The organism is Natronococcus jeotgali DSM 18795, from assembly GCF_000337695.1.
Classification (GTDB): Archaea; Halobacteriota; Halobacteria; order Halobacteriales; family Natrialbaceae; genus Natronococcus; species Natronococcus jeotgali.
In genome coordinates, this window is sequence record NZ_AOIA01000034.1 from 74,709 (window position 1) to 91,988 (window position 17,280).

A 17,280-nucleotide genomic window follows, 5' to 3' on the forward strand; every position below is an offset into this window, starting at 1 on the left:
CGGGGACGTGGGTGCTATCGAACGGGAGCGGAGACCGCATCAGGCGTCGTCGATCGTAACGCTGGCGGCGCCGTTCGTGACGATGACGATGTGCTCGCCGTCGTCCTCGACGGTCACGTCGAACGTCTCGGCGTCGGCGATCGATCGCGTCTCGAGGGGGCCCTCGTCGGCGTGATCGAGCCGAAAGCTAACCGCGCTCGGACTCACCTCGGCGTCGTCGTCCGGCTCGGCGAGTTCCTCGACGGTGACCGACACGGAGAGCCGATCGCCCGAATCGGCGGCGAACGTCGCCGTCTGTTCGTCCCGGACCGTCTCGTCGACGGCGACGTCGTCGCCGAGCGACGGCAGATCGCTACACCCAGCCAGCGTCGCCATCGCCGCCGAACCCGCGAGCAGCGTTCGTCGGTGCATGGCTCCCGTCTCGTATCACCTCGCATGAGTTTTCTGGCCGGCGGCGGCCGTCGTCAATCGGCGCTCGCGGCCTCGAGGGGTCCCCAGGCGTCGTACCCGCCGGCCATGCTCGCGACGGCGTCGGCGTCGCCGTACTCCTCGATGAGCCTGGCCGCCTGGACCGAGGTCTGGCCGACGTAGCAGTAGACGACCACGTCGTCGGCCCACGCGCGGTCGGCGACGGTGTCCTCGAGCTCCTCGATCGTGACGTGTTCGGCGCCGGGGAGGTGGCCCTCCTCGTAGGCCTCGGCGTCGCGGACGTCGAGGAGGTCGAACTCCCCGTCGCCGTCGATGCGCTCGCGAACGGTCTCGGGGTCGAGTTCGGCGACCATTATCGCTTGCGGAGGTAGATGCGGTAGGTCGCGTCGCCGCTTCGCCAGACCCGCGCCTCGGCGTCGTCGCCGACGGCCCGGGGGACGTTCTCCGTACAGGGGACGTGGTCGGTCTCCTGGACGAGGAGTTCGCCCGACTCGAGGTCCTGCAGGCCCTTCTTGGCCTCGACCTGCGGGTACGGGCAGACCTCGCCCATCATGTCCTGGACGAGGTCGGCCTCCTCGAGGAGTTTGTCGGCTCGGTCGTCGCTCAGTTCGTCCGGTGCGTTCGTGACGTCGTCGATGGATGGCATTGTCGTGCGTTCGTGCTTCGAGTCGGTTAGCGAGCGATTCAGATCGCGCAGCCGACCTCGCGGTAGATCCAGCGGGTCATCACGTAGACGCCGGCGACGATGCCGACGGCCGCGATGAACGAGTGGACCGACAGCTCCGCGATGCCGGAGTAGATGTTGCCGATGTTACAGCCCGGGGCGAGCCGGGAGCCGGCGCCCATGAGCAGGCCGCCGCCGATCGCGTTCGGAAGGCGTCGGCGCTTCGGGACCCGGACCGAGAAATCCCCGCTCCAGGACGCCGCCAGAAACGCGCCGACGATGACGAACCCGATCATCACCATATCGGTCGTGACGTCGACGCCCTGGCCCTGAAAGAGCACCGAGCCCCAGTAGTCGTAGGACTCGGCGTCGACGCCGACCTGCGAGAGGAGGTAGCCGGTCCAGCGGGCCTCGGGACCGGTGACGCCGACGATCGAGGCCTGGGTGAACCAGAGCACGGCGGCACCGGTGATCCCGAGAGCGGCGGTACGGGGGTCCCACGGCCGCTTGCTCGCCGCGAGCGGATCGCGCCACGCGTCGACAATCCCGGCGACGTACTCGCGGGTTCCGCGGGCGATCCGTCGCAGGCCCGCAATCGGCGCGAGCAGCGCCGTCAGCTGAACCGAGGCGACATCGGACCGCCCCCCGAGGGTTCCGGTCTCGCTCGAGCGCCCGAGCACCGCGGCGTAGACGAGGACGGCGCCGCCGGCGACCGCCAGGGCGAGCAGTCCCGCCGGGATCGAGGAGAGGGTAAACAGGCTCACTCCCGACCCGAAGGTGAACGTCTCGAAGTAGGTGCTCTCGAGCGTCGGGAACGCGACCGCGAAGGCCGCGTAGCCGACGCCCATGAACAGCAGGGTCAGCCAGAACTGGAGGTAGCCCTCGCCGGCCCGGTAGAGGGTGCCGCTGGCACAGCCCCCGGCGTAGGTCATCCCCACGCCGAAGACGAAGCCGCCGACGAGTCCCGTTAGTCCCCACTCGGGCGTCCACAGCGCTCCGTAGTAGCCGAACTGGTAGGCGATTCCCCAGAAGACCATCGTCAGCAGCGTCGCGACGGCGACGCCCTTCGTGACCCGGGAGTCCTTGTACGCGAAGAAGTCCCGGAACGCGTTCACGAAGCAAAAGCGCCCCTTCTGAAGGAAGACGCCGAGCGCGAGGCCGACGACCGCGACGACGAGTATCGTTGCGACCACATCCGGGGTAGCGGTTCGTCGAACTTAACCCGCCGCCAGCCGGGAAAGGATACCTCGAGCCCGGACGATCCGGTCAGGCGGCGAAGCGTGCGGTCTCGAGGGGAAGCGACGACGACGCCCGACGTTCGTCGCGCGGTCGGCGACGGAGGACGCGACAATAATTGGGGGATTCCGGTGCTATTCCGAGAGGACGATTCGCCCCTCCGGCGAGCCGTCGGACTCGCTCCGGAACTCGAGTTCGCCGACGGTCCACTCGATCGCGTCGGTATCGCGGTCGGCGAGCCGCCTCGCGGTCGCCTCGTCGCCGCCTCGGGCCAGGGTTACGTGGGGGACGTAGTCGGTACCCTCGAGTCCGTCGACGACGCCGAACTCCTCGGCGAGGCGGGCGTGGACCGCCTCGAGGGCGGGACTGTCGACGGCGAGGTAGACGACGGGGGCCGCCCCCAGCGGCGGATCGGCGAAGTAGTCGATCCCGGCGACGCGGGCCTCGACCGGCGGGGTCCCCTCGAGGGCGCGGCGCGTACGGTGCTGGAGCTGCGCGGCGTGGTCGGGTTCGCCGAGGCGTTTGAGCAGGCAGGAGTGGTCCTCGCGCACGGTGTCGAATCCGACCAGATCGGGGTAGAGGGTGGTCGCGAGCTCGCGGACGCGCCCGGGGACGGGAACGGTGACGCTGTACACGTCCCCGCGAGTAGGGGTGGTCGCCGTATGAGTGTGGCGTTCGATCGGCTCTTCCGTCCGACGTACCGACGACGCTCGTCGCACGTCCCTCGCTCCGTTCGGGTCATCGGGAGCGATAGCGGAACGCGGGTCGCCGCCGTCGTCGGAAAGACCTATTTAGACGGCTCTACCAACGTCCCGTAATGGATGTGCGGGGGCTCCGAGCCCTAGTGGTGCTCGTGGTGGTCGGCTGCCTGTTCGTTCCGATACCCGCCTCGGCCGTGGTGGCGGCCGACGGCGACGCCGGAACCCAGCAGCGGACGCTCGAGCAGGTGGACGAGGAGGGACTGCAGTTCGAGGACGCCGAGGAGATCTATATCGACGTTACGGTCCACGAGAACGGATCGGCGTCGTTTCTGGTCGACTACCGCTTCCCGATAAACGGCGAGAACGCCTCGGCCGAGGAGTGGGAACGGCTCCGGGACGACATCGAGTCGAACCCCGAACCGTACGTCGAACGGGAGGCCCAGGGCTGGAACGACGTTCTCTCCGACGGCGAGAACGCGACGGACCGCGAGATGGAAATCTCGAACTTCTCGGTAAGTACGGACGAAAGCACCGCGCCGCGAGAGCTGGCCCACGTCCAGTACCGGTTCGAGTGGTCCTCGTTCGCCCACGTCGAACTCAACAGCATCGAGGTCGGGGACGCGCTGTCGGGGTTCACGCTGGTCGACGACACGACGCTACAGCTCTCCTGGCCCGAGAGCTACTCGGCCTACGAGATCGATCCCGAGTCCGACGATCGGGGGGAGGGGTCGGTCCTCTGGAACGGCGACGGCACCGAGTTCGCCGACGACCAACCCCGCGTCGTGCTGATCGAAGACACTGAATCCGCGGGCGAGTCGCCCGAGTCCGAAGGAGGACCGGAGATGCCCTGGCTCGCGGTGGGCGGTGCGCTCGGCGCGCTCGCGCTGGCCGCGGTCGCCGTATGGTGGTTCCGGCGCGACGCGGAGCCCGGCCCCGAGGCGTCCGGGACGGACGTCTCGACGGAATCGACCGCGCCCCGACAGACCGGCCCGCCGGCGGAGTTGCTCAGCAACGAGGAACGGGTGTTGCGCCTGATCGAGGACCGCGGGGGCCGGATCAAACAACAGGAGGTCGTCTCCGAACTCGACTGGACCGAGGCCAAGACCAGCCAGGTCGTCGGTGGACTTCGGGAGGACGACGAGATCGACGTCTTCCGCATCGGTCGGGAGAACGTCCTCGCCCTTCCCGAGGAGGACGTCGCCGAGGAGTAGCGCGACCCGTCGCAACACTTGCACGTCGGGTAGGGTTTAAGGGGTTTCGTTCTCTTAGAGAGTCCTAATGAGCGGTTCCGCCGATAGATCGGCCGCCCTTTTCGCTACCGCCGGAGCCGTTACGCCGCGACGACCGCGACGACCGGGCCTTTGAGCCCGTACTATACCCCACCCCTGTTCCGGATCGAACTCACTTCCCGAAATTGCTAATTCTTCGGCGTAGCGTGGTCTATGGAGTTAATTTCTGTAACTAAGAACGATGAATTTAAGTCCGTCCTCCCGCTCCACTCGAGTAGCTATGACACGCGTTGCACTCGCGTTCTCGGGGGGACTCGACACGACCGTCTGCGTCCCGCTGCTCGAGGAAGAGTACGGCTACGACGAGGTAATCGGCGTCACGGTCGACGTCGGCCAGCCGGAGTCGGAGTTCGACGAGGCCGAGGAGACCGCCGAGGCGCTCGGACTCGACCACTACGTCGTCGACGCGAAAGCCGAGTTCGCCGACCTCTGTTTCGACGGCGTCCGCGCGAACGCGACCTACCAGGGCTACCCGCTCGGGACCGCGCTCGCGCGCCCGGTGATCGCCAGCGCGATCCTCGAGGTCGCCGAGGAACAGGACTGTACCGGGATCGCCCACGGCTGTACGGGCAAGGGCAACGACCAGCTCCGTTTCGAGGCGATCTGGCGCGACTCCGACCTCGAGGTGATCGCCCCCGTGCGCGAACTCGGGCTCACGCGCGAGTGGGAGAACGAGTACGCCGCGGAGAAGGACCTGCCCGTCGAGGGCGGCGACGGCGGCAAGTGGTCGATCGACACCAACCTCTGGAGCCGCTCGGTCGAGGGCTCCGAGCTCGAGGACCCGAGCTACGTCCCCGGCGAGGAGATCTACGAGTGGACCGAGGCGCCCTCGGACGAGACCGAGGAGATCGAGATCGCCTTCGAGGAGGGCTATCCCGTCGCCGTCGACGGCGAGTCGTACGACCCCGTCGAGCTCATCCAACACCTCAACGAGCTCGCCGGCTCCTACGGGGTCGGTCGCACCGATTCGATGGAGGACCGCATGCTCGGGCTGAAGGTCCGCGAGAACTACGAGCATCCCGCGGCGACGACGCTGCTCAACGCCCACGAGGCCCTCGAGAGCCTCGTGCTCACCCAGGAGGAACGCGAGTTTAAACAGCAGATCGACCAGAAGTGGTCGAAGAAGGGCTACGAGGGACTGGTCGACGCGCCGCTGGTGAGCGCCCTCGAGGGCTTCATCGACGAGACCCAGCAACGCGTCACCGGGACGGTGACGATCCGCTTCGAGGGCGGACGGGCCCGCGCGGTCGGCCGCGACAGCAAGTACGCCGCCTACTCGGCGGAGCACGCCTCCTTTAACACCGAGACGGTCGGGAAGATCAGCCAGGAGGACGCCACAGGCGTCGCGAAGTACCACGGCTTCCAGCGCCGCCTGGCCAACGAGTCGATCGCCGCGCAGCGCGACGACGAGGAGGTCGAGCTGGCGACCGACGGAGGCGAGGAGTAAGATGAGCGGAGAGGAAGCTCCCGACGGCGAGGACGGGTCGGGCGTCGTCCGGCGGGACCGCTTCAGCGGCGGCCCCGCCCGGAGCTTCCTCTCCTCGCTTTCGGCCGACGAGCGGATCTTCGCGGCCGACCTCGAGGTCGACCGCGCCCACGTGCTCATGCTCGCCGAGCAGGGGATCCTCGCGGACGACACCGCGGGGAAGATCCTGACGGCGCTGGACGCGATCGAGGTCGACGGCCACGACTCCCTGCCCGACGGCGAGGACGTCCACGAGGCCATCGAGACGGCCGTCATCGAACAGATCGGCCCGGAAGGCGGGAAGATGCACACCGCCCGCTCGCGCAACGACGAGGTCGCGACCTGCATCCGCTACCGCCTGCGCGAGGACGTCCTCGAGGCCGTCGAGACGACCCTCGCACTGCGCGAGTCGCTGCTCGAGGTCGCCGACGAGGGTCGGGAGACGATCATGCCCGGCTACACGCACCTCCAGCCCGCCCAGCCGACGACCGTCGCTCACTGGGCGCTGTCCTACGAGGGCGCGGTCCGTCGCGACACCAAGCGTCTGCTCGACGCGTACGGACGGATCAACGAGTCGCCGCTGGGCGGGGCGGCGTTCGCGGGCACGACGTTCGACGTCGACCGCGAGCGCACGGCGGAACTGCTCGGCTTCGAGCGCGTGATCGAGAACTCGATGGACGCCTCCTCGAGCCGCGACTTCCTCCTCGAAACGACCCAGGTGCTGTCGACCCACGCGACGACGCTGTCGGGGCTCGCCGAGGACCTCGTGATCTTCGCGAACCGCGGGTTCGTCGACCTCGCCGACGACTACTCCTCGACGTCCTCGATCATGCCCCAGAAGAAAAATCCCGACACGCTCGAGCTCGTTCGCGCGGTCGCGGGCGACGCCGCGGGCGGGGTCCAGGGGCTGACGACGACGTTGAAGGGACTTCCCCGCGCGTACAACCGCGACCTCCAGCGGGCGACGACCCACGCCTGGGAGACCGTCGACGCCGTGGCGGAGGCGAGCGAGGTCGCCGCGGGTGCGGTCGCGACCGCCGACTGGAACGCCGACGTCCTCGCCGCGGAAGCCGGCGAGGGGTTCTCGACGGCGACCGGCGTCGCCGACCTGCTGGCGGCGAACGGACTGCCGTTTCGCACGGCTCACGAGATGGTCGCGAGCGCGGCGGAGAACGGGGGCGACTACGACGCCCTCGAGGCCGCTGCCTCGAACGTCCTCGGCGAACCCCTGGAGTCGTTCGTCGACCCCGCGGCCGTCGAGGACGCGCTGGACCCCGCGGCGAGCGTCGCGAGCCGGGACTCGCGGGGCGGTCCCGCCCCCGAGGCGGTCGCCGACCAGCTCGAGGACGCCCGCGAGGCGCTCGCGGCCGACGAGGCGACGCACGCGGCGACCGACGAGGCGCTCGAGCACGCCCACGCGGCGCTCCGCGAGGAGGTGAACGCCTATGTCTGAGCGTCGCTCGGCGTTCCTCGTCGGCCAGGTCCGATCGGCGACCCCGATCCCGCCGCCGTCCCCGCGAGGGGACGATATACAATCTGAATGATACGAGGGACAAAATCTGCCGGAAAGCGCGCGTCACACACCGTTAGCGTGTAGTGCAGCTATTGTAATTTTGTTGTTAGGTTCGAAGGTTTTAAGGGTTCGGCGGTCCCAGTGTGGAGTACAATGACAGAATGCGTCGAGTGTGGGGCGGAAGTGTCCCTGCACGACGATCTGGAAGTGGGAGAGATCGTTGACTGTACGACCTGCGGAGCCGAACTGGAAGTCGTCGACACCGAGCCGCCAGTCCTCGAGCGAGCCCCAGAGCTCGAAGAGGACTGGGGTGAGTGACCTTGAAAGTAGGAATACTCTACTCCCGGATCCGCAAGGACGAGAAGCTCCTCCTCTCGGAGCTTCGTGAGCGCGATCACGAGGTCGAAAAGATCGACGTCCGCAAGCAGACCTTCGACATCGGCGAGGCCCCCGAGGCGTTTGCGGACCTCGACGTCGTCGTCGACCGCTGTCTGGCCACCAGCCGCAGCCTCTACGCGACGCAGTTCTTCGAGGCCTACGGCATTCCGGTCGTCAACAGCAACGAGACGGCCGATATCTGCGCCGACAAGGTCAAGAACAGCCTCGCGCTCGAGAAGGCGGGGGTTCCCACGCCCGCGACGAAGGTCGCGTTCACCAAGGAGACCGCCCTCGAGGCGATCGAGGACTTCGGTTACCCCTGCGTACTCAAACCCGTCGTCGGCTCGTGGGGCCGCCTGATGGCCAAGATCGACTCCCGCGACGCCGCGGAGGCGATCTTAGAGCACAAGGCGACGCTGGGTCACTACGAGCACAAGGTGTTCTACGTCCAGGAGTTCGTCGAGAAGCCCGGTCGCGACATCCGCGTCGTCGCGATCGACGGCGAACCCGTCGCGGGAATGGTTCGGTCGTCGGACCACTGGATTACCAACGCCGCGAAAGGTGCCGAGACGGACGTCTTCGAGCCCGACGACGAGGCCGCCGAACTCGTCGAGAAGGCGAGTGACGCCGTCGGCGGCGGCCTGCTGGGCATCGACCTCATGGAAACTGCGGACGGGTACACCGTCCACGAGGTCAACCACACCGTCGAGTTCAAGGCGCTCAACGACGCCGTCGAGACCGACGTCGCGAGCACCGTCGTCGACTGGCTCGAGGAGAAAGCCGCCGAGAACGGCGCCGAGGAAGTCGAGGTGACGCCCTGATGGCGGTCGGCACCGACGCCAGCGCCGACGAATCCGCCGAGACCGTCACCGCGACGGTCGTCGGCGGCAGCGGCTTTACGGGTGGGGAGCTCCTGCGCCTGCTCGCGGGCCACCCCAACTTCGAACTCGCGGAAGTGACGAGCCGTTCGAAGGCCGGCAAGAGCGTCGGCTCGGTCCACCCGCCGCTGCGAGGGACCGACCTGCGCTTTACCGAGCCGGAGGACTTCGAGTCGGTCGACGTCCTGTTCGCCGCGACGCCACACGGCGTCTCGATGGGCCAGATCGACGACTTCTTCGAAATCGCCGACACGGTCGTCGACCTCTCGGCGGACTTTCGCCTCGACACCGAACAGCAGTACGAGGAGTGGTACGACGGCCACGACGCGCCGGAGTACCTCGAGAAGGCCGAGTACGCCCTGCCCGAGATCAACCGCGAGAACCTCGCGGGCGCGGAGCTGATCGCCGGCGGCGGCTGTAACGCCACCGCCACCATTCTGGGGCTGTACCCGCTGTTCGAACACGGAATCCTCGAGGGCGGCGAGCAGGTCGTCGTCGACGTGAAAGTCGGCTCCTCCGAAGGGGGCGCCGGCGGCGGCGAGGCCTCTTCGCATCCGGAACGGTCGGGCGTCGTTCGCCCCTACGCGCCGACCGGCCACCGCCACGAGGCCGAGATCGAGCAGTTCCTCGACACCTCGGTCGCCTTCACCTGCCACGCCGTGGACATGATCCGCGGCGCCAGCGCGACGGGTCACGTCTTCCCGTCGGGACCGGTCTCGAAGGGCGACCTCTGGCAGGCCTACCGCGGCTGCTACGAGGACGAGCCGTTCGTCCGCATGGCCGCGGGCGGCTCCGGCGTCTACCGCTACCCCGAGCCCAAGTCGGTGGCGGGGACGAACCTCGCGGAGGTCGGCTTCGAGCTCGATCCCTCGAACAAGCGCGTCGTCGTCTTCTCGGCGATCGACAACATGATGAAGGGCTCTGCGGGCCAGGCGGTCCACGCCGCCAACGTCGCGCTCGGCCTCGAGGAGACGGCCGGACTCGAGTTTACGGGGCTTCACCCCGTGGGGGCACCCTAGGATGACCACTGTGGTCAAGATCGGCGGCGCCCGCGCCGTCGAGCCCGAGGGTGCGCTCGCGGACGTCGCCTCCCTCGTCGAGGATGGAGAGGACGTCGTCCTCACTCACGGCGGTTCCACCGCGGTCGACGAGACCCTCGAGGACCTCGGCCAGGAACCCACCTACGTCGAGACGCCCGGCGGCGTCGTCGGGCGGTTCACCGACGAGGACACCATGGACGTCTTCAAGATGGTGATGCCCGGCAAGCTCAACACGGATCTCGTCGAGAGCCTGCAGAACGAGGGCGTCAACGCCGTCGGCCTCTCGGGAACGGACGGCAAACTTCTCGAGGGCAAACGCAAGTCCGCCGTCCGCGTCAAGGAGGACGGCAAGAAGAAGATCAAGCGCGGCGACCACTCGGGCAAGATCGAGTCGGTCAACGCCGACCTCCTCGAGACCGTGCTCGAGGGCGGCTACACGCCCGTCGTCTCCGTCCCGATGCTCGGGAAGGAGAAGTCTGGCGGGTACACCGCCGTCAACGCCGACGCCGACCGCGCCGCGGCGGCGATCGCTGGCGCGCTCGAGGCCGACCTGGTCGTGCTCACGGACGTCTCGGGGATCTACGAGGATCCCGACGATGACTCGACGCGGATCGACTCCGCGTCGACACCCGAGGAGTTCGCAGCCGTCGAGGAGGCCGCGGAAGGATTCATGACGAAGAAGGTGATGGCCGCGACGGAGGCCCTCGAGGGCGGCGCGTCCTCGGTGGTCGTCGCCACTGCAAACGCGGACGAGCCGATTACCAGCGCGCTCGCGGGTGAGGGGACGACCCTCGAGCCGGGCGCGCTCGCGGACGAAACCGAGGAGGTGGCGCAGTGAGCGACCACGATTTCGTCTCCGGCAGCAAGCCCATCGGCCTCGCGCGCGGCGAGGGACCGTCCCTCTACACCGCCGACGGGACGGAGTACCTCGACGCGGGCGCGAGCTTCGCGTGTACGCCGCTGGGTCACTCCCATCCCGCGGTCGTCGACGCGATCCAGGAGCAGGTCGGCGAGCTAACCTTCGTCGACTCCTCGTTTCCCGTCCAGTCCCGCGAGGACGCCTACGCGGCGTTCGTCGCGGCGACGCCCGACGGACTCGAGTCGGCCTGGTTCTGTAACTCCGGGACCGAGGCCAACGAGGCTGCGCTGAAGTTCGCCCGGTCTGCGACCGGCGAGTCGAAGATCATCGCGGCGACCCGCTCGTTCCACGGCCGGACGATGGGAGCGCTCGCGGCGACCTGGAAGGACAAGTACAAGGAGCCCTACGAGCCCCTGGCCGGCGACGTCGAGTTCGTTCCCTACGGCGATAGCGAGGCGCTCGCCGACGCGGTGGACGACGAGACCGCGGCCGTCATCCTCGAGCCGATCCAGGGCGAGGGCGGGATCAACGTCCCGCCGGCGGGCTACCTCGAGACGGCCCGCGAACTGACCGACGAAACCGGCGCGGCGCTGGTCTTCGACGAGGTCCAGACCGGGATGGGCCGAACGGGATCGATGTGGGCCTGCCAGAACGCGGGCGTCACGCCCGACGTGCTCACCACGGCGAAGGGCCTCGGGAACGGCCTGCCCGTCGGCGCCGTCGCGGTCCGAGACTGGATCGCCGACGGTGCGGCCTCGCACAACGCCACGTTCAGCGGCGGCCCCGTCGTCGCCGCTGCGGTCCACGCGACGATTTCGACGCTGGTCGAGGAGGAGTGGCCCGCCCACGCCGCCGAGGTCGGCGACTACCTCGTCGACAAACTCGAGGCCGCACTCGGCGACGCGGTCCGCGAGATCCGCGGCGAGGGCCTGCTCGTCGGCATCGAGTTGAAACGCGGCGCGAACCGCGTCGCTCGCGACCTGGCGATGAACCACCAGGTGCTGGCGCTGCCCGCGGGCCGGACCGTCCTGCGCCTGCTGCCGCCGCTCGTGATCGACGAGGGCGAAGCCGACCGACTCGTCGAGGCGCTGACCGAGACCGTCGCCCCCGAAGCCGCGTCAGAATCATGAGCGCGAGTGTGACCGATGCGACCGACGTTTCGGAGGAGGACGCCCGAAACCTGCTGGTCGATCTGGTCTCGATTCCCTCGCCGACCGGCGAGGAACGCGAGGCGGCCGAACGGCTCGTCGAGTTCTTCTCGGCGAACGGCCGCGAGGCCTGGATCGACGAGGTCGGCAACGTCCGCGCACCCGCGGACGACGCCGTTTTGCTGACCTCTCACGTCGACACCGTTCCCGGCGAGATCCCCGTCGAGGTCCGCCCCGCCGACGCCGAGGACCTCGAGGACGAGGTCGCCGAGGAGGAAGGCGAGGACGTCCTCTGGGGTCGGGGCAGCGTCGACGCCACCGGTCCGCTCGCGGCGATGGCCGTCGCCGCCGTCCGAACGGGAGTTTCCTTCGTCGGCGTCGTCGGCGAGGAGACGAACTCCCGGGGCGCCCGCCACCTGGCCGTCGACCGCGAGGAACCCGACGCCGTCGTCAACGGCGAACCCAGCGGCACCACCGGGATCACGCTGGGGTACCGGGGCTTTCTCTCCGGCACCTACGTCGCGACCAGCGAGTCGGGCCACACCTCCCGGCCCGAACCGAACGCGATCCAACATGCCACCGAGTGGTGGACCAACGTCGAGGCCGCCTTCGAAGACGACGAGTACACGCCCGTCTTCGAGCGGGTCACGGCGAAACCCGTCGACATCGACGGCGGGGTCAGCGAGGACGGGCTCTCGGTCGAGACGACCCTGCAGGCCCAGCTTCGGATTCCCCCGTCGCTGGACGCCGAGTCGGTCCGCGAGACCGCCGAGGCCGAACTCGAGATCGGCACCGTCTCCTGGGCCGAGCCGATCCCGCCGGTGATGGAGAGTCCGCGCACCGAGGTCGCCCGCGCGTTCCGCGCGGCGATCCGGAAGGAGGGGTGTGACCCGCGGCTGCTCCGGAAGACCGGCACCAGCGACATGAACCTCTATGCCGGCACGTGGGGCTGTCCGATGGTCACGTACGGCCCGGGCAACTCCGAGCTCGATCACGCGCCCGACGAGCGCCTCTCGCTTGCCGAGTTCGACCGCTCGGTCGAGGTGCTGACGCGAGTGGCGACGACCCTTCGCGGAGGCGACGACTGATGGCCGAGCCGCGACACTTCCTCGAGATCGACGACCTCTCTCGCGAGGAGCTGACCGCGGTCCTCGACCGCGCCGAGGCGTACAAACGCGCCGAGGCGAACGGCGAGGACCACGCCGACCTCGAGGGCCAGACCCTGGGGATGATCTTCCAGAAGCCAAGCACGCGAACCCGCGTCTCCTTCGAGACGGGAATGACCCAGCTGGGCGGCCACGCGATCTTTCTGGGCGCCGACGACATTCAACTCGGTCGGGGCGAGCCGCTAAAAGACACCTCCCGGACCCTCTCGCGGTACGTCGACGTCGTCATGGCCCGGCTGTTCAAACACGACAACGTCGAGGTGCTGGCCGAACACTCCTCGGTACCGATCGTCAACGGGCTCACCGACGACGCCCACCCCTGCCAGACGCTGGCGGACCTGCTGACGATCCACGAGGAGGCGGGCGGGTTCGAGGGTGTCTCGGCCGCGTGGGTCGGCGACGGCAACAACGTCGCCCAGTCCTTCGTCATCGGCGCGGCGCTCGCCGGCATCGACCTCACCGTCGCCACGCCCGACGGGTACGGGATCGACGACGCCGTCCTCGAGCGCGCCCGCGAACTCGGCGGCGACCCGACGACCACGACCGACCCCGCCGCGGCGGTCGACGGCGCGGACGTCGTCTACACCGACGTCTGGATCAGTATGGGCCAGGAGGACGAACGCGACGTCCGGACGGACGCCTTCGAGGGGTTCCAGGTCAACGCGGACCTGCTCGAGGACGCCCCCGACGCCTCGGTGATGCACTGTCTGCCCGCCCACCGCGGCGAGGAGATCACCGACAACGTCATCGAGAGCGACCGCTCGATCGTCTTCGACCAGGCCGAGAACCGACTCCACGCCCAGAAGGCGCTGTTGAGCTGGCTGCTCGAGTAGCGAGCGAATTTTCCTCGCTTACCGTTCGAGGAACCCGTACGCGATCCCGAGGACGATCCCGTAGACCGCGTGGCCCAGCAGGCTCCCGACGTCGACGTTCGGCAGCGGCGGCGCCATCGGGAAGCCGACGGCCGAGAGCCAGATCGGCATGACGACGACTGCGAGACCGACCCAGACGACGATTCCGTAGGCGAGACCGAGGACGGCGCTCCGAACCATCCCGTTCTGCCCCGTCGCCGTGAGCGCCGCCGCGAAGACGACGCCCAGCACCGCGCCGTGTGAGACGTGGAGGATCCAGCCGGCGAGACCGCCCTCGAGCCCGTACATCGCCGGGATCGCCATCTCGAGCACTTCCGGCATCTGCATCGCCATCATCGCGCCGAAGGCGATCGCGCCGACGATCCCGCCGACGACGCCGGCCTGCCAGGGTTCGAGTACGGTCCCGGTGCGTTCGCCCGTTCGAGTTTGTACTTTCGATGCCATATGGTACCAGTACACTCGGGGGTGCGTAGCGGTGTTCCGGTCTGGCACCGGTCGCGCACGGGCGCCGAACGCCGGAGCGACGCGAAGGTTCTTTGCGCGGGCTCGCCCAGTTCGTTCCGATGGCGGATCCGCTACGCATCGAGGCCGGAGATCTCGAGGCCGACGCGATCCTCGAGGCGATCGAGGAGGGTCGACACGTCGTGGTTACGACCACGACCCTCGGCGACGAACACGAGGTCACGCTGCGGTACGACGGATCGGTGTACTACTGCGACACCCCGACCCGATTGCACCGCCACGAGAGCGCGCGGGAGATGCGGACCTGTATTCGGAACATGGGGTACGGAACGGCACCCGTTGGCGACGACACGTGACGCTTTCACTTCCGGAGCCGTAGCGTCGCGTATGTCGACCGATCCCGAACACCGTCTCGACGAGCTACTGGAGACGCCGGATCCCGGATTCGGTACGGTGATGAGCTGCGTCTTCGGCATCGAACCCCACGAGACCCGAACCTACCTCGCGCTCCTCGATCGGCCCGGTAGCACGATCGACGAGCTGGAGGCGCCGCTCGAGCGCGATCGGAGCACGATCAACCGTTCGCTGACGACGCTGTACGAGCGCGGGATCGTCAGTCGGGACCGACGGCTCCTCGACGGCGGGGGGTACGTCTACCAGTACACCGCCGTTTCGCTGCCGGAGGTCAAGCGGATGCTTCACGACGCGCTCGACGCCTGGACGGCGACGGTTCACGGGGTCATCGACGACTTCGACGGCGAGTGATCGTTCCCGCCGCCCGCCGTGGCAGCGTTGGTTACAATCAGCCCACTTTTCTCCCTCGCCCGCCACGGTCCCGGTAATGAGTCTCAGCCTCTCCGCCGAGGATCCGACCGTCCCCGGGGACGCGACCGACGGCACCTGGCTCGAGTGTATCGACTGCGGCGAGACGTTCGCTCCCTTCGCGGACGTTCGGTACACCTGCGACGACTGCGAGGGCCTGCTCGAGGTTCGATACGCCGATTTCCCGACCTTCGACGACTTCGAGGGAGAGGGCGTCTGGCGCTACGCCGACGCCTTGCCCCTGGAGTCGGGCGTCTCGATCCGGGAGGGCGCGACGCCGCTGTACGAGGTGCCCCGCCTCGAGGACGAGATCGGCGTCGAGACGCTGCGGATCAAACACGAGGGGATGAATCCGACCGGCTCGTTCAAGGACCGCGGGATGACCGTCGGCGTCGCCGTCGCGCGGGAACTCGGCGTCGACCGACTGGCCTGTGCCTCGACGGGCAACACCAGCGCCGCGCTGGCGGCCTACGGCTCCCGCGGGGGAATGGAGACGCTCGTCTTGCTTCCCGCAGGCAAGGTCGCCGCGGGGAAGGTCGCCCAGGCGAGCCTCCACGGCGCCCGCATTCTGGAAGTCGACGGCAACTTCGACGCCTGCCTCGACATCGTTCAGGAACTCGCGATCCAGGGCGAGGCCTACCTGCTGAACTCGCTGAACCCGTTCAGACTCGAGGGTCAGAAGACGATCGGTCTCGAGATCCTCGAGGCCTTCCGCGAGGACTACGGCGCCGTCCCCGATCGGATCGTCCTCCCGGTCGGCAACGCGGGCAACACCGCGGCGCTGTACAAGGCGTTCCGCGAGCTCGTCCAGGCCGGCGAACTCGAGCCTGCGGCCGTCCCGAAGCTCACCGGGGTCCAGGCCGAGGGCGCCGCACCGATGGTCGAGGCCATCGAGAACGGCGCCGACGAGGTCCGGCGATGGGACGACGTCGAGACCCGCGCGACGGCGATCCGGATCGGCAACCCCGTTAACGCCCCCAAAGCCCTGCCGGGGATCCGCGAGACCGACGGTACCGCGATTTCGGTCTCCGACGAGGAGATCACCGACGCCCAGCGCGCGCTCGCGGGCGAAGGTATCGGGGTCGAGCCCGCCTCCGCGGCCTCCGTCGCCGGGCTCCGCAAGCTCCGCGCCGAGGGAATCGTCGGGAGCGACGAACGGGTCGCCTGTCTCACCACCGGCCACCTGCTCAAGGATCCCGACGCGGCCGCCGCGGCCGGCAACGACCCCGAACCGGTTCCGGCCGACACCGACGGCGTCCTCGAGCGCCTCGCTGACGGAAACTCGTCGGACCGATAGCGCCATCGACGCGCTCAACCGTCTCGAAGGGAGGTCTCGAGTCGGTGGGCCGAACGGCGACCCGATCCGACCACCACTTATTTCCATACCATCTTAGAAGATATCTTATATTTTAAGTAGCAAGAAGCGACATAGTCTCCCCTAACCGGTGATCATTACCAATGGTTGTAGACGATTCGACTGGAAGCTGTTCGGAATGCGGCGGACGACTGCGGGCGACGGAGACCGAGTTGATCTGCGAGAACTGCGGACTCGTCTCCGGAGAGGACGCGATCGACCGCGGCCCCGAGTGGCGTTCGTTCGACGACGGACCGGATCGCCGACGGACGGGCGCGCCGTTGACGCGCTCGCGACACGATCGGGGACTCTCGACCGAGATCGGCTACGGAAGCGGCTCCGGTCCCCGGTCTCGCCTGACCGGTCGAAAACGACGGCAGATCGCCCGTCTCAGGCGGGAACACAACCGAGCCCGGATCTCGACGAAGGCCGAGCGCAACCAGGTGTACGGGTTCACCGAGATCAAACGCGTCAACGGATTGCTGTCGCTTCCCGCCTCCGTTCGGGAGCAGTCGTGTACCCTCTTCGAGTCGGCCCAGTCCGAGGGGCTGTTACAGGGGCGATCGCTCGAGGGGTTCGCCGCGGCCGCGATCTACGCGACCTGTCGGACGAACTCGCTGGCCAGAACGATCGACGAGATCGTCGCCGTCGCCCGCGCCGACGCTGACGAACTCAAGGCCGCCTACGACGCCCTGAACCGCGAGCTCGAGCTCCCGACCGGCCCGATCGATCCGACCCAGTACCTGCCGCGGTACGCCTCGAAACTCGAACTCGAGCCCGCGATCGAGAACCGGGCTCGCGAACTCGTAACGGCGCTGCTGGAAGACGGTGCCATCGGCGGGCGGAACCCGAGCGGCGTCGCCGCGGCCTGTCTGTACGCGGCCGCCGGCGAACGGGAGGAGTGGCCCTCGATCACCCAGACCGCCGCGGCCGACGTCGCCGACGTCGCACCCGCGACGATTCGGTCGACGGCCGTCGCACTCGACGATCGGAAGCAGTAATCG

Annotated in this window: 20 protein-coding genes; 14 read left to right on the forward strand and 6 right to left on the reverse strand. The window is 68.4% G+C overall.

Annotated features, from left to right (window positions below):
- Positions 1–39: 39 nt before the first annotated feature.
- The 5 genes from C492_RS06000 to C492_RS06020 form a co-directional block, all read right to left on the reverse strand.
- A complete protein-coding gene (locus C492_RS06000) occupies positions 40–411 on the reverse strand; it encodes a hypothetical protein (RefSeq protein WP_008421410.1) in 372 nt (123 codons plus the stop codon).
- 53 nt (positions 412–464) lie between these two features.
- Positions 465–782: a rhodanese-like domain-containing protein gene (locus C492_RS06005; RefSeq protein WP_008421411.1), complete on the reverse strand. Its 318-nt coding sequence runs from the start codon at positions 780–782 to the stop codon at positions 465–467.
- Positions 782–1,075, reverse strand: a complete 294-nt coding sequence (locus C492_RS06010; RefSeq protein WP_008421414.1) for a sulfurtransferase TusA family protein — start codon at positions 1,073–1,075, stop codon at positions 782–784. The genes C492_RS06005 and C492_RS06010 overlap by 1 nt, the downstream gene beginning before the upstream one ends.
- Before the next feature lie 38 nt (positions 1,076–1,113).
- On the reverse strand, positions 1,114–2,286 hold the full coding sequence (locus C492_RS06015) for a YeeE/YedE family protein (protein WP_008421415.1): 1,173 nt from the start codon (positions 2,284–2,286) through the stop codon (positions 1,114–1,116).
- Between the two features lie 177 nt (positions 2,287–2,463).
- Positions 2,464–2,964 (reverse strand): 2'-5' RNA ligase family protein, encoded by a 501-nt coding sequence (locus C492_RS06020; RefSeq protein ID WP_008421417.1) that lies wholly within the window; start codon positions 2,962–2,964, stop codon positions 2,464–2,466.
- 182 nt (positions 2,965–3,146) lie between these two features.
- Here C492_RS06020 and C492_RS06025 point away from each other — a divergent pair, with 182 nt between their 5' ends.
- The 10 genes from C492_RS06025 to argF all read left to right on the forward strand — a co-directional run bounded on the left by C492_RS06025 (position 3,147) and on the right by argF (position 13,599).
- Positions 3,147–4,241, forward strand: coding sequence for a helix-turn-helix transcriptional regulator (locus C492_RS06025; protein ID WP_049892784.1), 1,095 nt, complete (start codon positions 3,147–3,149; stop codon positions 4,239–4,241).
- 298 nt (positions 4,242–4,539) lie between these two features.
- Positions 4,540–5,766, forward strand: coding sequence for an argininosuccinate synthase (locus tag C492_RS06030; protein ID WP_008421420.1), 1,227 nt, complete (start codon positions 4,540–4,542; stop codon positions 5,764–5,766).
- A 1-nt stretch (position 5,767) separates the two neighbouring features.
- The gene (gene argH / locus C492_RS06035) at positions 5,768–7,237 is read left to right on the forward strand and encodes an argininosuccinate lyase (RefSeq protein WP_008421421.1); all 1,470 of its coding nucleotides are present in this window, start codon (positions 5,768–5,770) and stop codon (positions 7,235–7,237) included.
- Positions 7,238–7,450: 213 nt separating this feature from the next.
- The gene (gene lysW / locus C492_RS06040; protein ID WP_005554620.1) at positions 7,451–7,615 is read left to right on the forward strand and encodes a lysine biosynthesis protein LysW; all 165 of its coding nucleotides are present in this window, start codon (positions 7,451–7,453) and stop codon (positions 7,613–7,615) included.
- The gene (lysX, locus tag C492_RS06045; RefSeq protein WP_008421423.1) at positions 7,612–8,496 is read left to right on the forward strand and encodes a lysine biosynthesis protein LysX; all 885 of its coding nucleotides are present in this window, start codon (positions 7,612–7,614) and stop codon (positions 8,494–8,496) included. The genes lysW and lysX overlap by 4 nt, the downstream gene beginning before the upstream one ends.
- Positions 8,496–9,572 (forward strand): N-acetyl-gamma-glutamyl-phosphate reductase, encoded by a 1,077-nt coding sequence (argC, locus tag C492_RS06050; protein WP_008421425.1) that lies wholly within the window; start codon positions 8,496–8,498, stop codon positions 9,570–9,572. Before lysX ends, argC begins: the two co-directional genes overlap by 1 nt.
- Before the next feature lies 1 nt (position 9,573).
- A complete protein-coding gene (locus C492_RS06055; protein WP_008421427.1) occupies positions 9,574–10,431 on the forward strand; it encodes an acetylglutamate/acetylaminoadipate kinase in 858 nt (285 codons plus the stop codon).
- On the forward strand, positions 10,428–11,582 hold the full coding sequence (locus C492_RS06060) for an aspartate aminotransferase family protein (RefSeq protein ID WP_008421429.1): 1,155 nt from the start codon (positions 10,428–10,430) through the stop codon (positions 11,580–11,582). Before C492_RS06055 ends, C492_RS06060 begins: the two co-directional genes overlap by 4 nt.
- Positions 11,579–12,688, forward strand: coding sequence for a [LysW]-lysine hydrolase (locus C492_RS06065; protein WP_008421431.1), 1,110 nt, complete (start codon positions 11,579–11,581; stop codon positions 12,686–12,688). The genes C492_RS06060 and C492_RS06065 overlap by 4 nt, the downstream gene beginning before the upstream one ends.
- The gene (argF, locus tag C492_RS06070; RefSeq protein WP_008421433.1) at positions 12,688–13,599 is read left to right on the forward strand and encodes an ornithine carbamoyltransferase; all 912 of its coding nucleotides are present in this window, start codon (positions 12,688–12,690) and stop codon (positions 13,597–13,599) included. Before C492_RS06065 ends, argF begins: the two co-directional genes overlap by 1 nt.
- A gap of 18 nt (positions 13,600–13,617) precedes the next feature.
- On the opposite strand, the gene C492_RS06075 is transcribed toward argF, so the two are convergent.
- On the reverse strand, positions 13,618–14,082 hold the full coding sequence (locus tag C492_RS06075) for a hypothetical protein (protein ID WP_008421435.1): 465 nt from the start codon (positions 14,080–14,082) through the stop codon (positions 13,618–13,620).
- Positions 14,083–14,201: 119 nt separating this feature from the next.
- Between C492_RS06075 and C492_RS06080 the strand changes: the two genes are divergently transcribed.
- The 4 genes from C492_RS06080 to C492_RS06095 all read left to right on the forward strand — a co-directional run bounded on the left by C492_RS06080 (position 14,202) and on the right by C492_RS06095 (position 17,277).
- Complete coding sequence (locus C492_RS06080) at positions 14,202–14,456, forward strand: hypothetical protein (RefSeq protein WP_008421437.1); 255 nt, start codon at positions 14,202–14,204, stop codon at positions 14,454–14,456.
- 31 nt (positions 14,457–14,487) lie between these two features.
- On the forward strand, positions 14,488–14,865 hold the full coding sequence (locus C492_RS06085; RefSeq protein ID WP_008421439.1) for a helix-turn-helix domain-containing protein: 378 nt from the start codon (positions 14,488–14,490) through the stop codon (positions 14,863–14,865).
- 76 nt (positions 14,866–14,941) lie between these two features.
- Positions 14,942–16,219, forward strand: coding sequence for a threonine synthase (thrC, locus tag C492_RS06090; RefSeq protein WP_008421441.1), 1,278 nt, complete (start codon positions 14,942–14,944; stop codon positions 16,217–16,219).
- 161 nt (positions 16,220–16,380) lie between these two features.
- The gene (locus C492_RS06095; RefSeq protein WP_008421443.1) at positions 16,381–17,277 is read left to right on the forward strand and encodes a transcription initiation factor IIB; all 897 of its coding nucleotides are present in this window, start codon (positions 16,381–16,383) and stop codon (positions 17,275–17,277) included.
- The last annotated feature ends 3 nt before the right edge of the window (positions 17,278–17,280 follow it).